Genomic DNA, 14259 nt, shown 5'->3' on the forward strand with positions numbered 1-14259 from the left:
AGAGAGTAAAAGCGTGAGGAGGTGCGCAATCCTGCGATTGCGCACCCTGGGTTTAGTGCAGAATTTTGGCGAGGAAGTCTTTCGCGCGGTCAGACTGTGGATTAGCAAAGAACTCTTCTTTGGCGGAGTCTTCGACGATCTTCCCTTCATCCATAAAGATGACGCGGTTAGCCACCTTGCGGGCAAAGCCCATCTCGTGGGTAACCACCATCATGGTCATGCCTTCGTTGGCCAGCTCAACCATTACGTCCAGCACCTCGTTGATCATCTCAGGGTCGAGCGCAGAGGTCGGTTCATCAAACAGCATAGCGACCGGATCCATGCACAGGGCGCGAGCAATGGCGACGCGCTGCTGCTGGCCGCCGGAAAGCTGCGCCGGGAATTTATCAGCATGCGCCGAAAGCCCAACGCGCTCCAGCAGCTTCAACCCTTTGTCACGAGCCGCCGCTTTATCGCGCTTGAGAACTTTCACCTGCGCCAGGGTTAGGTTCTCAATGATCGACAGGTGAGGGAACAGCTCAAAGTGCTGGAACACCATGCCCACCTTCGAACGCAGCTTCGCCAGATCGGTTTTCTTGCTATTTACCACGGTACCATTGACCGTGATCTCACCCTGCTGCACGGGTTCAAGGCCGTTCACCGTTTTGATAAGTGTGGATTTACCGGAACCCGATGGACCACAAACCACCACCACTTCGCCTTTCTTCACTTCCGTAGAGCAGTCGGTCAGCACCTGAAAGTGCCCATACCATTTAGAAACATTTTTCAGGGAAATCATTACACTGTCCTTTTCTTCAGCCAGCTGACCAACAGCGACGCGCTTAAACTAATGACAAAATAGACCGCACCTGCAAACAGGATCATCTCGACCTGCGTACCGTCACGCTCACCAATCGTGGAGGCGGTACGGAAGAAGTCCGCCAGACTGAGTACATACACCAGCGAGGTATCCTGGAAGAGAACGATACCCTGAGTGAGCAGCAACGGAACCATGGCGCGAAATGCCTGCGGCAGAATGATCAGTTTCATCGACTGCCAGTGGGTCATCCCTAACGCCAATGCCGCACTGGACTGCCCGCGTGAAATACTCTGGATCCCGGCGCGGATAATCTCGGAGTAGTAGGCCGCTTCAAACATCGAGAAGGCCACCATCGCCGAGATCAGGCGAATATCGGACTTCGGCGAAAGCCCCAGAACATCCTGCAAGAATCCAGGAACGATCAGATAAAACCACAGCAGCACCATCACCAGCGGAATGGAGCGGAACACGTTTACGTATGCGGTCGCGAACCAAGCGACTGGCTTAAAGCTCGACAGACGCATGACTGCCAGCAGAGTGCCCCAGATAATCCCGACGATCACCGCCGTGATGGTAATCTTCAGGGTAATGACCAGACCGTCCAGCAGGTAGGGCATGGAGGGAACAATAGAACTCCAGTCAAACTCGTACATTATTTGCCCCCCAGGTTGCCCGGCAGGCGTACTTTACGTTCGACCAGGTTCATCACCAACATGATGATGGCGTTAATCAGCACATAGGCCAGCGTAATCGCGGTGAAAGATTCCCAGGCGTGCGCGGAGTAATCCAGCAGTTTCCCGGCCTGTGCCGCCATATCCACCAGACCAATGGTTGAGGCGATGGCCGAGTTTTTCACCAGGTTCATCATCTCCGAGGTCATCGGTGGAACAATCACCCGATAGGCATTCGGCAGCAGTACATAGCGGTACGCTTGCGGCAACGTTAGCCCCATCGCCAGCGCGGCGTTTTTCTGCCCACGGGGCAGCGACTGAATGGCGGCGCGTACCTGCTCGCACACGCGCGCAGCGGTAAACAGCCCCAGACAGAGCATCGAGGAGACAAAGAACTGAATGTTAGGATCCAGTTCCGCCTTGAACCACATGCCGATATCTTCCGGCAGCAGTTCTGGCACCACCAGGTACCAGGTAAAGAACTGAACGATTAATGGGACATTTCGGAACAGCTCCACGTAGAGCGTGCCGATTGATGAGAGAAAGCGATTCGGTACGGTGCGTAAAATACCGAACAGGGAGCCAACGAAGAAAGCGATGATCCAGGCCGTAATCGACAACGCGACGGTAACCTGAAAGCCGCTCCACAGCCAGCCAAGATAGGTGGTGTTGCCGAACGGGGCTTGTTGCAGAAAAATGCCCCAGTTCCAGTCTATTGACATAATAAACTCCAGAAAAAAAAGGGTAGCAGCGCTACCCTCGAAGATTGGTGAGAAGCTCATTTTTCGCGCTGAGTGGGGAACGACCACTCAACGTATAGTCTGTCCATGCTTCCCGACAATCGAGAGGGCAGGAGATCCCGCCCCTGTTGTTCTAATTAGTTAAGAGCCTTGTCGTTTGGTGATTTGAACAGCGCTTTCATGTCGTCAGACAGTTCAAAGTTCATATTCAGATTTTTTGGTGGGATAGGGTTCTTGAACCATTTATCGAACCATTTTTCCGCTTCGCCGGACGTCTGCACCTGAGCGATGGTGTCATCGATCAGTTTCTTAAAGTCCGCGTCATCTTTGCGCAGCATACAGCCGTAGGCCTCTTTCGACTGCGCCGTGCCGACGATTTCCCAGTTGTCTGGTTTCTTCGCCTTCGCACGTTCGCCCGCCAGCAGGGCATCATCCATCATGAACGCCACCGCGCGGCCGCTCTCCAGCGTACGGAAAGAGTCGCCATGGTCTTTGGCGCTGATGATACGCATATCCATTTTTTTCTCGTCGTTCAGCTTGTGCAGCAGAACTTCGGACGTGGTACCGGACGTCACGACAACCGCTTTCCCTTTCAGGGCAGCGAAGTCTTTAATCTCACCGCCTTTTTTGGTCAGCAGGCGTGTACCTACGACAAAAATAGTGTCAGAGAAGGCGGCTTGTTTCTGGCGCTCCAGGTTGTTGGTGGTGGACCCACACTCAAAGTCGAAAGTCCCGTTCTGCAGCAGCGGAATACGGTTCTGGGAGGTGATTGGAATCAGCTTCACCGCCAGGTCAGGCTTGTTCAGCTTCTTCTTCACCGCTTCAACGATGGCGTTGGAATAGTCCTGTGAGTAACCCACGACTTTTTGCGTGTTGTCGTAGTATGAGAACGGGACAGAGGATTCACGGTGGCCGACCACGATAACGCCGTTTTTGGCAATCTTGTCGAGCGTGCTGCCCGCTGCCGGCGCAGCGTCTTCAGCGTGCACCACGCCTGCGGACATTCCCATCACCAGCATTGCTGTGGCCAGTTTACGTAATTGCATACCCAACTCCTTTCTTATCAGCGCCAGAGACGCATTGATACCCATTGTGATGTTGTTATATCTCGCGCTATGCGAGTGCAGTGTTATGCAAGCTTGTTAACATTTAGTCTGGCTTAATGTAAAGATTTTGCTGCGTTATTGTTTATTTTTGCGAAGCGCGCCGCACCATTCAGAGGCAAAAATCCCTCGTTGCACCGTTTCGGTGCTACCGCTGAACTACGGTGGTGCGACCAGGTTGTACATCAAGCCAGATTGCGTTTGCTTGAATAAACAAAGCAATAGCCGTGCCAGAATTGGCAGGTTTACGGTCAGAGAGATAAATAGCGAAGACTAGGGGAGAAAGGAGGCGGAAACAGCCTCTCTCCCCGGTGAGGAGAGAGGCCTTCAGGCTTACTTACGACGCTGACGCAAGCTCATCAGCACCGCACCAAAGCCAAACAGGGCGGTGATAATCCATACTGGCCAGTTGCCGGTACGCGCATACGGCGTCAGGCCCGTCGTTGGCGTAACGCTGGCGGTCAGCACCTGGCGGGTAAACTGCGGGATCATCGCCTGAATCTCGCCCTGCGGGCCAATAACAGCGGTGATGCCATTGTTGGTGCTACGCAGAAGCGGGCGGGCCAGCTCCAGCGAGCGCATGCGCGCCATCTGGAAGTGCTGCCACGGGCCGATAGACTTACCGAACCACGCATCGTTAGAGATCGTCAGCAGATAATCCGTATTTGCACGGAAATTATCCCGCACCTGTTCGCCCAGGATGATTTCGTAGCAGATGGCAGGCGTCAGCAACATGCCGTGCGCATTCAGCTGAGGCTGCACGTACGGGCCACGGCTGAATGATGACATCGGCAGATCGAAGAACGGTGCCAGCGGCCGCAAAATTGACTCCAGCGGCACGAACTCACCAAACGGCACCAGATGGTTCTTGTTGTAGCGGTTGGCCGATTCGTAGTTGTAGGCGTTATCTTTGCCCAGCGTGATGATGGTGTTATAGGTGTCGTAGCGGTTCTGTTTATTCAGTCGCGCATCGACGATACCGGTAATAAGGGTGCTGTTATGCTCGCGCATCAGGTCATCGACCCGGCGCAGGAACTGCTGCTGATTAATCTCCAGATCGGGGATGGCAGATTCTGGCCAGATGATCAGCTGCGATTTGCCCATCTCTGGCTCAGAGGCCTCAAGATAGATCTTGAGGGTATTAAGCAGCTGGTTTTCATCCCATTTCAGTGCCTGGGGAATATCACCCTGCACCATAGAGACCTGCATGGTGCGCTCGGGCTCGGGGGTAAACCACTGAATAAAACGTAGCGGGAAGGGGAGCGCGAATAACACCACGGCGGCAGCCAGCGGGCGCCAGTTGCGCTGCACTAGCGCCAACACCAGCAGGCCGCTTACTACCATCAGCAGGAAGTTGATGGCCTCAACGCCCATCACCGGTGCCAGCCCCTTTAACGGGCCGTCGATCTGGCTGTAGCCAAACTGCAGCCATGGGAAGCCCGTCAGCACCCAGCCGCGTAAGAACTCGGTCAGTTGCCAGACGACCGGAGCCGCAATCGCCACGCGCCATACGTTGGCCTTTGGCCACAGGCGCGCCAGCACCCCGGCAAACAGGCCGGTATAGAGCGACAAATACGCGGCCAGCAACACAACCAGGAAAACGTTGACCGGGCCAGGCATGCCGCCAAAGGTGGCGATACTGACATATACCCAGTTTATACCGGTGCCAAATAGCCCCATGCCCCAGGCGTAGCCAATGGCTGCGGCCTGTACCGGACGTCGGTTCAGGGTAAGCCCCTGTAGCCCCATCAAAGAGAGCAGGGCCGCGGGCCAGATGTCATAAGGAGAAAAAGCCAGCGTTCCGCTGGCTCCGAGAATTAGCGCCAGCAGCAGACGTACGCGCTGGCGTTCAAGCAATGGGGCAAATGCCATTTAAATCATTCTTCCATTGTGGGTTGCGGAGCATCGTCCGGCATTCTGACATGAACCTGAATAATACGACGACTGTCGGCCATGGCGACCTTAAACTGGTAACCGTCTATTTCAACCGTCTCACCGCGAGCCGGGAGATGGCCAAACGCCTGCATCACCAGACCGCCGATGGTATCCACCTCTTCATCACTGAAACGCGTGCCGAAGGTATCGTTAAAGTCTTCGATTGGCGCCAGCGCGCGGACGGTCCAGGTGTGGCGGCTCAGCTGACGGAAATCGATATCCTCTTCTTCGTCATATTCGTCTTCGATTTCGCCGACGATAAGCTCCAGAATATCTTCAATGGTCACCAGGCCAGACACGCCGCCAAATTCATCGATAACAATCGCCATGTGGTAACGCTGAGAGCGGAACTCTTTCAGCATGCGGTCAACCCGCTTACTCTCCGGAACAACCACCGCCTGACGTAACACTTTATCCATGCTAAAGGCTTCGGCATCGCTGCGCATAAACGGCAGCAGATCTTTCGCCATCAAAATCCCTTCGATGTGATCTTTGTCCTCGCTGATGACCGGGAAGCGCGAGTGTGCCGATTCGATGATCACATCGAGGCACTCGTCCAGAGGCTGGTTGCGTTTCAGGGTAATCATCTGCGAGCGGGGGATCATAATATCGCGAACGCGCTGGTCGGCGATGTCCATTACCCCTTCGAGCATTTCGCGCGTATCTTCGTCGATAAGGTCGTTCTGCCCGGAATCACGGATCAGCTCCAGAAGTTCATCACGGTTTTTGGGTTCGCCGTGGAACAGCTGGCTCAGAATAAGGGAGAAAAATCCCTTTTTGCTGTTTGTCGTGTCGCTACTGTGTGAATTGTCGTCGCTCATGGCGTTTGTTAAGGGTTCTCTTGTTAGTTAAATAATAACCGCCGCGCTATCTCCTTACGCGGCGGCATGATAGTCAGCCTGTGACCGACTACTCTTTCTCGGCAATGTACGGATCCTCATAGCCCAGAGCAAGCATTATCTCTGTCTCGAGGGACTCCATCTCTTCCGCTTCCTCATCTTCAATATGATCGTACCCCAGCAGATGCAGGCTGCCGTGCACCACCATATGGGCCCAGTGGGCCTCGAGCGGCTTCTGCTGCTCTTGTGCTTCCTGCTCAACCACCTGACGGCAGATGATCAGATCGCCCAGCAGCGGCATTTCAATACCCGGAGGGGCTTCGAAGGGGAAAGAGAGCACGTTAGTCGGCTTATCTTTCCCGCGGTAGGTCAGGTTAAGCTCATGGCTTTCTGCTTCATCCACCAGGCGAATCGTCACTTCTGATTCTTCCTGAAACTGAGGGACAACGGCATCCAGCCATTTCTGAAATTGTGCCTCTTCTGGCATGCCGGAATTATCTTCACAGGCCAGCTGTAAATCGAGGATCACCTGACTCATTTATGTTCTTGCTCCTGCGCTTCGCGCTTACGTTCTGCGGCCAGTTCGGCCTTGCGCTTCTGATCGGCCTCTTCCCAGGCCTCATAAGCGTTAACGATGCGGGCAACCACCGGGTGGCGCACCACATCTTCACTGTGGAAGAAGTTAAAACTGATTTCATCGACTTCTGCCAGCACTTCGATGGCGTGGCGCAGGCCAGATTTAGTGTTGCGCGGCAGGTCAATCTGCGTGATGTCCCCTGTGATGACGGCTTTCGAGTTAAAGCCGATACGCGTCAGGAACATCTTCATCTGTTCGATGGTGGTGTTCTGGCTTTCATCAAGAATGATAAACGCATCGTTCAGCGTGCGGCCGCGCATATAGGCCAGCGGGGCAACTTCAATCACGTTACGTTCAATCAGCTTCTCGACCTTTTCAAAGCCGAGCATCTCGAACAGGGCATCGTAAAGAGGACGCAGATAGGGGTCGACCTTCTGGCTTAAATCGCCCGGCAGGAAGCCCAGTTTTTCACCGGCTTCCACAGCAGGACGGGTAAGCAGAATACGGCGGATCTCCTGACGCTCCAGGGCATCTACCGCAGCAGCCACCGCCAGATAGGTTTTACCCGTACCTGCCGGGCCGACGCCGAAGGTGATGTCATGATCAAGGATGTTCGCGATGTACTGTGCCTGGTTAGGCGTACGCGGCTTAATCACACCCCGTTTGGTCTTGATATGGATAGCTTTGCCATAATCCGGCACGCTTTCGGCGCTCTGTTCCAGCACGCGGGCTTCTTTAATGGCCAGATGAATCTGTTCAGGTTCGATATCCTGCGTTTGACCGCGCATCGGCGCGGTGTCGACATAAAGCGTGTGCAGAATATCCGCAGCGGCATTAACGCAAAGTGTGCGGCCGGTGAGTTTGAAGTGATTATCGCGACGATTGATCTCGATACCCAGACGTCGCTCCAGTTGTTTGATGTTGTCATCAAACGGCCCACAGAGGCTCAGCAGGCGAGCGTTGTCTGCAGGCTCAAGGGTAATTTCACGCGTATCTATATTCAAACCGTTCCTCTTGATGTCTCGCATCCCCGAAAAAGGGGGCTTTGATGGAATTATTTACGCCACAGAATAAAGGCGCAAGCATTGCGAAGGATATTGGGGGCGGAAGCAGGAAATACAAGGCCTGCCAGAATTGGCAGGCCTGTTGAGGTCAGGGCTGATAAACACCTACGCCCAGGTCGTTCTCTTTACGGGTACGTGCCATTACGGACTCAGGCGTTTGCGCTACGCGCAGACCCATCTCATCTTCAGTCCGTACCACTTTGCCGCGCAGGGAGTTCGTCAGCACTTCCTGAATTTCGATATCCACGAACTTGCCGATCATATCTGGCGTACCTTCGAAGTTCACCACGCGGTTGTTCTCGGTACGACCGGACAGCTGCATGATGCTCTTACGTGAAGTGCCTTCAACCAGTACGCGCTGAACGGTGCCGATCATACGACGGCTCCAGGCGTTGGCCTGCTGGTTAATACGCTCTTGCAGGATATAAAGACGCTGCTTCTTCACCTCTTCTGGTACGTCGTCCACCATGTCGGCGGCTGGCGTACCCGGACGGGCAGAGAAGATGAAGCTATAACTCACGTCGAAATTCACATCGCCGATCACCTTCATCGTCCGTTCAAAGTCTTCATTGGTTTCGCCAGGGAAACCGACGATAAAGTCAGAACTGATTTGAATGTCCGGGCGCGCTTCACGCAGCTTACGGATAATCGCTTTATACTCCAGCGCGGTGTGGGTACGGCCCATCAGATTCAGTACGCGGTCAGAGCCACACTGAATCGGCAGGTGCAGGAAGCTCACCAGCTCAGGCGTATCGCGATAGACATCAATGATGTCATCGGTGAATTCTATCGGATGGCTGGTGGTAAAGCGGATACGGTCGATACCGTCAATGGCCGCCACCAGACGCAGCAGTTCAGCAAAGCTGCCGGTGCTGCCGTCAAAATTCTCGCCGCGCCAGGCGTTCACGTTCTGGCCGAGCAGGTTCACTTCACGTACGCCCTGGGCCGCCAGTTGGGCTATCTCATACAGGATGTCATCGCACGGACGGCTCACTTCTTCGCCGCGGGTATAAGGCACCACGCAGTAGGTACAATATTTGTTGCAGCCTTCCATAATGGAGACAAAGGCTGTCGGGCCATCTGCGCGCGGTTCCGGCAGACGGTCAAATTTTTCGATTTCCGGGAAGCTGACGTCGACGACCGGGCTACGATCGCCGCGAACCTTATTGATCATCTCTGGCAGGCGGTGCAGGGTCTGAGGGCCAAAGACGATATCCACGTAAGGGGCTCGCTGGCGAATCAATTTCCCTTCCTGCGACGCAACGCAGCCGCCCACGCCGATAATCAGCTCCGGATTTTTTCGTTTCAGAAGCTTCCAGCGACCTAACAGGTGAAAGACTTTTTCCTGCGCTTTTTCACGAATTGAACAGGTATTCAGCAGCAGCACATCGGCTTCTTTCGCATTTTCAGTCAGCTGGTATCCGTGGGTAGCATCCAGCAGATCGGCCATCTTTGATGAATCGTACTCGTTCATCTGACAGCCCCAGGTTTTTATATGGAGTTTTTTAGTCATCGACATGCTCATGCTCAGGATTGCAGGGCGCGTATTGTAATGCTTTGGTCCGGTTGTGACCAGTATGAAGGTTGTCGGCCTCATGGGGAAAAAAATCCGGTAAACTTAAGGGATTCTCCAATAAGGACAAATGACCATGACTATCCAACAAGCCGGAGTCGCCGTCGTCGGCGGCGGTATGGTCGGCGGGGCGCTGGCGCTGGGGCTGGCGCAACAAGGGTTCGACGTTACTGTAATTGAACAGGCTGCGCCGCCTGCATTTGACGCCGCCGGGAAGCCGGACGTGCGTATCTCTGCGATTAGCGCCGCCTCGGTGGATCTGCTGCGCGGGCTGGGCGTATGGGAGGCGGTGCTGGCCATGCGCGCTCATCCCTGGCGTCGCCTTGAAACATGGGAGTGGGAAACTGCCCGCGTCCAGTTTGATGCAGCAGAGCTTAAGCTGCCCCTGCTGGGCTATATGGTTGAAAATACGGTTCTACAGCAGGCGCTCTGGCAGGCGCTGGAAGCGCATCCCGGTGTGACCCTGCGGGTGCCGGCGTCGATTGAGGCTATCCATCGCCATAACGATCATCATGTGCTGGCGTTGAGCGAAGGTGACGAGCTGGCGGTAAAACTGGTGATTGGCGCGGACGGGGCGAATTCCAGGGTCCGGGAGATGGCCGGAATTGGCATTCATGCGTGGGCGTATCCGCAATCCTGCATGCTGATAACAGTGCAATGCGAGAGCGAACCGGGTGATTGCACCTGGCAACACTTTACGCCGACGGGGCCCCATGCTTTCCTGCCGTTGTTCGACAACTGGGCCTCGCTGGTGTGGTACGACACGCCCGCACGCATTCGCCAGCTGCAAGGGATGACGATGGAACAGCTGGGGCGTGAAATTGCGCACCATTTCCCGCAGCGCCTCGGCAAGGTCACACCAGTGGCAGCGGGTGCCTTCCCCCTGGCCCGGCGTCATGCGCTGGACTATGCGCGCGAAGGATTAGCGTTGGTGGGCGATGCGGCGCATACCATCCATCCGCTGGCGGGGCAGGGCGTGAACCTGGGATACCGTGACGTTGAAGCCTTACTGGACGTAGTGGGTAATGCGCGCGCTCACGGCGAAGCCTGGGCGAGCCAGCAGGTATTGAAGCGTTACCAGATGCGACGTATGGCGGATAACTTCATCATGCAGTCAGGGATGGATCTCTTTTATGCCGGGTTCAGTAACGACCTGGGGCCGGTGCGGATCCTGCGCAATATTGGTTTGATGGCGGCGGAACGCGCCGGTGGCCTGAAACGTCAGGCCCTGAAATATGCGTTAGGTCTGTAAGCATTACACTGACGATTCCCTCACCCCTGTGGGTGGGGGCTCAGACCGCGCTGAAGACAAAAACAAAAAAGCCCGCAGAGCGGGCTTATTTGTTTTTAAATGGCTGGGGTGCAGGGATTCGAACCCCGGAATGCTGGTATCAGAAACCAGTGCCTTACCGCTTGGCGACACCCCAATTGCGTTAAACAAACTGCTTAACGACTTTTTAAAATGGCTGGGGTACGAGGATTCGAACCTCGGAATGCTGGTATCAGAAACCAGAGCCTTACCGCTTGGCGATACCCCAACAATTTTTTCTAGTCTACCGAATAAATCGACAGATGACTAATTTGGTGGCTACGACGGGATTCGAACCTGTGACCCCATCATTATGAGTGATGTGCTCTAACCAACTGAGCTACGTAGCCAGTACTGCAATCTTCGATGGCTGGGGTACCTGGATTCGAACCAGGGAATGCCGGTATCAAAAACCGGTGCCTTACCGCTTGGCGATACCCCAATACCGCGGAGAACCGCAAATCGAAGAAATATGGCTGGGGTACCTGGATTCGAACCAGGGAATGCCGGTATCAAAAACCGGTGCCTTACCGCTTGGCGATACCCCATCCGTGCAACGCTTACCTGGGAATGGTGCGGGAGGCGAGACTTGAACTCGCACACCTTGCGGCGCCAGAACCTAAATCTGGTGCGTCTACCAATTTCGCCACTCCCGCAAAAAAGATGGTGGCTACGACGGGATTCGAACCTGTGACCCCATCATTATGAGTGATGTGCTCTAACCAACTGAGCTACGTAGCCATCTTTTTTTCGCGTTACCTTATCGGCGTTGCGGGGCGCATTATGCGTATAGACCCTTGCAGCGTCAACACCTTTTTCAACGAAAATGGCCGGAATGTGACTGTTTGGTTAGGTTGCGAACAGCGTGGCCGAATATTCGGCAATTATTGGTTATTAATCGATTTTACAGCCTTTAATTCAGAATAAAAAAAAGGCCCCAGAGGGCCTTTTTCGATCGTGCAGATCGGTCGCTCAGATTATTGATAAGCAGACTGGTGAACGCCTACCGCACGCCCTGACGGATCGTTCATGGATTTGAACGATTCATCCCATTCAATGGCTTTCGCAGAGGAACACGCCACGGATGGACCACCCGGTACACACTCTGCGGCGCTTGGCACAGGGAAGAGCTCTTCAAAGATTTCACGATACAGATACGCCTCTTTCGAGCCTGGCGTGTTGTACGGGAAACGGAAGCTGGCGGTCTCCAGTTGTTGATCGGAAATCTGTTTTGCCGCCACCTCTTTCAGGGTGTCGATCCAGCTGTAACCTACGCCATCAGAGAACTGCTCTTTCTGACGCCATGCCACGCTCGCCGGCAGATAGGATTCAAAACATTCACGCAGGATATGTTTTTCCATTTTGCCGTTGCCGCACATCTTGTCCTGCGGGTTGATGCGCATCGCCACATCGAGGAACTTTTTATCAAGGAACGGCACGCGCGCTTCCACGCCCCAGGCCGACATCGCTTTGTTGGCTCGTGCGCAGTCAAACATATGCAGCGCCTGAAGTTTACGCACGGTCTCTTCGTGCAGCTCTTTGGCATTTGGCGCTTTATGGAAGTAGAGGTAACCACCAAAGACTTCGTCAGAACCCTCGCCAGAGAGCACCATTTTGATGCCCATCGCCTTGATCTTACGCGACATCAAGTACATCGGCGTGGAGGCGCGAATGGTGGTCACATCGTAGGTTTCAATGTGGTAGATCACATCGCGGATCGCATCCAGACCTTCCTGCACGGTGAAATGAATTTCATGGTGTACGGTGCCAAGATGGTTTGCCACTTCCTGGGCGGCTTTCAGATCCGGCGCCCCTTCCAGACCCACGGCGAAGGAGTGCAGCTGCGGCCACCAGGCCTCTGAACGTTCCTGATCTTCTACACGACGCGCGGCAAATTTCTTGGTGATCGCGGAGATCACCGAGGAGTCCAGCCCGCCGGAGAGCAGTACGCCATAAGGCACGTCTGACATCAGATGGCTTTTTACGGACTCTTCCAGCGCCTGACGCAGCTCGGCTTTGTCGGTAACGTTGTCTTTAACGGCGTCGTAATCAAACCAGTCGCGTTGGTAGTACGGGCGGATCTCACCGTCCTGGCTCCACAGGTAGCTGCCCGCCGGGAACTCTTTAATGGTGCGGCAAACCGGTACCAGGGCTTTCATTTCAGAGGCGACATAGAAGTTGCCGTGCTCATCGTGCCCCATGTACAGCGGGATAATACCGAGGTGGTCACGGCCAATCAGGTACGCATCTTTTTCGCTGTCGTACAGGGCAAAGGCAAACATCCCCTGCAGGTCGTCGAGGAATTCAGGTCCTTTCTCCTGATACAGTGCCAGAATGACTTCGCAGTCAGAGCCGGTCTGGAAGGTGTAACGGTCGCTGTACTCAGCACGCAGCGCCTGATGGTTGTAGATTTCACCGTTAACGGCCAGCGCGTGGGTTTTTTTCTCGTTATACAGCGGCTGGGCGCCCGCGTTGACGTCGACAATCGACAGACGTTCATGGGCCAGGATGGCCTTGTCGCTGGCATAGACACCGGACCAGTCCGGGCCGCGATGGCGCATCAGACGAGAGAGTTCCAGTGCTTTTTTACGCAGCTCGCCCGCGTCAGTTTTGATATCCAGTACGCCAAAAATTGAACACATAACCTTCTCCGTTAACCCTGTTGCAGTGTGATGTTGCTTGCTTATGAAAATGCCGCAAAAGGTGAGAGGCGGCAAGGGTTTTGCCGGCTAAAACGAAAATAACGCAATGGTCATTGCTGAATGTTGAAAAATGCGTATGTCTTAACCTTATTCTTTGATGAATTGTTAGTGAAGAGGGGTTTTTATTAGATGTGATAACTTTTTGCTGGCAATAAAATGAAAAAACCACGTCGCAGGACGTGGTTTCAGCTTACAGAACATCGATTTCGGCGACCGAGGGGTAAATCCAGCTCGGGCGGAACGGCATGGAGTCAATATCGTCGAGTGTCGAAACGCCTGAGAGAACAAGGATGGTCTCCAGACCCGCCTGGAAGCCGGCGAGAATATCGGTACGCAGGTTATCGCCCACAATCACCGTATCTTCGGAATGGGCCTGCATCTTGTTGAGCGCCGCGCGAATAATCCAGGGGCTGGGTTTGCCCACATAGAATGGCGTGCGGCCCGAAATTTTCTCAATGCCCGCGCAGAGTGCGCCGCAAGCCGGGTAGAAACCGCGACCGTGGGTATCGGGATTGGTGGCGATGAAGCGAGCGCCGTTTGCCACGAAATAAGCGGCTTTGTGCATCATCTCCCAGTTATAGGAGCGGGTTTCACCCACGATGACAAAATCCGGATTCACATCAGTAATAGTGAAGCCGGCTTTATAGAGTTCATGAATTAGCGCACCTTCGCCCACCACATAGGCTTTCTTACCCTCCTGACGCTTCAGGAAATCGGCGGTGGCCATGGCAGAGGTATAAAACACGCTCTCTGGCACATCTACGCCGGCGGTGGCAAAACGGTTCGCCAGATCTTGCCCGGTCTGCGAAGGAAAATTGGTCAGCAGTACCAGCGGCATCCCTTTTTCCATGATGGCGTTAAGAAATTCCGCTGCGCCCGGCACGGCAACGTTGTCGTGCATCAGCACGCCGTCGATATCACAAATTACATTCTTAATGGTCATGGAC

At 54.5% G+C, this 14259-nt stretch carries 12 protein-coding genes and 7 tRNA genes; 1 reads left to right on the forward strand and 18 read right to left on the reverse strand.

Annotated elements, in window-relative coordinates; translation table 11 throughout:
* Positions 1–52 precede the first annotated feature (52 nt).
* The 9 genes from B2Q93_RS11265 to miaB all read right to left on the reverse strand — a co-directional run bounded on the left by B2Q93_RS11265 (position 53) and on the right by miaB (position 9241).
* Positions 53–778, reverse strand: coding sequence for an amino acid ABC transporter ATP-binding protein (locus tag B2Q93_RS11265; RefSeq protein ID WP_040076571.1), 726 nt, complete (start codon positions 776–778; stop codon positions 53–55).
* Complete coding sequence (gene gltK, locus B2Q93_RS11270) at positions 778–1452, reverse strand: glutamate/aspartate ABC transporter permease GltK (protein ID WP_046884289.1); 675 nt, start codon at positions 1450–1452, stop codon at positions 778–780. The genes B2Q93_RS11265 and gltK overlap by 1 nt, the downstream gene beginning before the upstream one ends.
* Positions 1452–2192 carry a glutamate/aspartate ABC transporter permease GltJ gene (gene gltJ / locus B2Q93_RS11275; protein ID WP_040076569.1) on the reverse strand — a complete coding sequence of 247 codons (741 nt, stop codon included), beginning with the start codon at positions 2190–2192 and terminating at the stop codon, positions 1452–1454. The genes gltK and gltJ overlap by 1 nt, the downstream gene beginning before the upstream one ends.
* Before the next feature lie 155 nt (positions 2193–2347).
* Positions 2348–3256, reverse strand: coding sequence for an amino acid ABC transporter substrate-binding protein (locus B2Q93_RS11280; protein WP_286933047.1), 909 nt, complete (start codon positions 3254–3256; stop codon positions 2348–2350).
* A gap of 390 nt (positions 3257–3646) precedes the next feature.
* Positions 3647–5185 carry an apolipoprotein N-acyltransferase gene (gene lnt, locus B2Q93_RS11285; RefSeq protein ID WP_046884287.1) on the reverse strand — a complete coding sequence of 513 codons (1539 nt, stop codon included), beginning with the start codon at positions 5183–5185 and terminating at the stop codon, positions 3647–3649.
* A gap of 5 nt (positions 5186–5190) precedes the next feature.
* The gene (gene corC, locus B2Q93_RS11290; protein ID WP_040076566.1) at positions 5191–6069 is read right to left on the reverse strand and encodes a CNNM family magnesium/cobalt transport protein CorC; all 879 of its coding nucleotides are present in this window, start codon (positions 6067–6069) and stop codon (positions 5191–5193) included.
* Positions 6070–6157: 88 nt separating this feature from the next.
* Positions 6158–6625: an rRNA maturation RNase YbeY gene (gene ybeY, locus B2Q93_RS11295; protein WP_040076565.1), complete on the reverse strand. Its 468-nt coding sequence runs from the start codon at positions 6623–6625 to the stop codon at positions 6158–6160.
* Positions 6622–7668 (reverse strand): PhoH family protein, encoded by a 1047-nt coding sequence (locus B2Q93_RS11300; RefSeq protein ID WP_046884286.1) that lies wholly within the window; start codon positions 7666–7668, stop codon positions 6622–6624. The genes ybeY and B2Q93_RS11300 overlap by 4 nt, the downstream gene beginning before the upstream one ends.
* A gap of 148 nt (positions 7669–7816) precedes the next feature.
* Positions 7817–9241: a tRNA (N6-isopentenyl adenosine(37)-C2)-methylthiotransferase MiaB gene (miaB, locus tag B2Q93_RS11305; RefSeq protein ID WP_040076563.1), complete on the reverse strand. Its 1425-nt coding sequence runs from the start codon at positions 9239–9241 to the stop codon at positions 7817–7819.
* 136 nt (positions 9242–9377) lie between these two features.
* Between miaB and ubiF the strand changes: the two genes are divergently transcribed.
* Entirely contained in the window at positions 9378–10553 is a 1176-nt protein-coding gene (gene ubiF / locus B2Q93_RS11310) for a 3-demethoxyubiquinol 3-hydroxylase (RefSeq protein WP_286933051.1), read from the forward strand.
* Between the two features lie 100 nt (positions 10554–10653).
* Here ubiF and B2Q93_RS11315 read toward each other — a convergent pair.
* From B2Q93_RS11315 to nagD, 9 genes are all read right to left on the reverse strand, one after another.
* Positions 10654–10728: transfer RNA gene (locus B2Q93_RS11315), tRNA-Gln, on the reverse strand.
* 36 nt (positions 10729–10764) lie between these two features.
* A tRNA-Gln gene (locus B2Q93_RS11320) sits at positions 10765–10839 on the reverse strand.
* A 44-nt stretch (positions 10840–10883) separates the two neighbouring features.
* Positions 10884–10960, reverse strand: a tRNA-Met gene (locus tag B2Q93_RS11325).
* 17 nt (positions 10961–10977) lie between these two features.
* Positions 10978–11052: transfer RNA gene (locus tag B2Q93_RS11330), tRNA-Gln, on the reverse strand.
* 31 nt (positions 11053–11083) lie between these two features.
* Positions 11084–11158, reverse strand: a tRNA-Gln gene (locus B2Q93_RS11335).
* 23 nt (positions 11159–11181) lie between these two features.
* A tRNA-Leu gene (locus tag B2Q93_RS11340) sits at positions 11182–11266 on the reverse strand.
* An 8-nt stretch (positions 11267–11274) separates the two neighbouring features.
* Positions 11275–11351 (reverse strand) — tRNA-Met (locus B2Q93_RS11345).
* Between the two features lie 236 nt (positions 11352–11587).
* Positions 11588–13252, reverse strand: coding sequence for an asparagine synthase B (gene asnB / locus B2Q93_RS11350; protein ID WP_207293229.1), 1665 nt, complete (start codon positions 13250–13252; stop codon positions 11588–11590).
* 250 nt (positions 13253–13502) lie between these two features.
* Positions 13503–14255 (reverse strand): ribonucleotide monophosphatase NagD, encoded by a 753-nt coding sequence (nagD, locus tag B2Q93_RS11355; protein ID WP_040076560.1) that lies wholly within the window; start codon positions 14253–14255, stop codon positions 13503–13505.
* Between the last annotated feature and the right edge of the window lie 4 nt (positions 14256–14259).

This window comes from Leclercia sp. UBA5958 (genome assembly GCF_002430365.1).
Taxonomy (GTDB): Bacteria; Pseudomonadota; Gammaproteobacteria; order Enterobacterales; family Enterobacteriaceae; genus Enterobacter; species Enterobacter pneumoniae.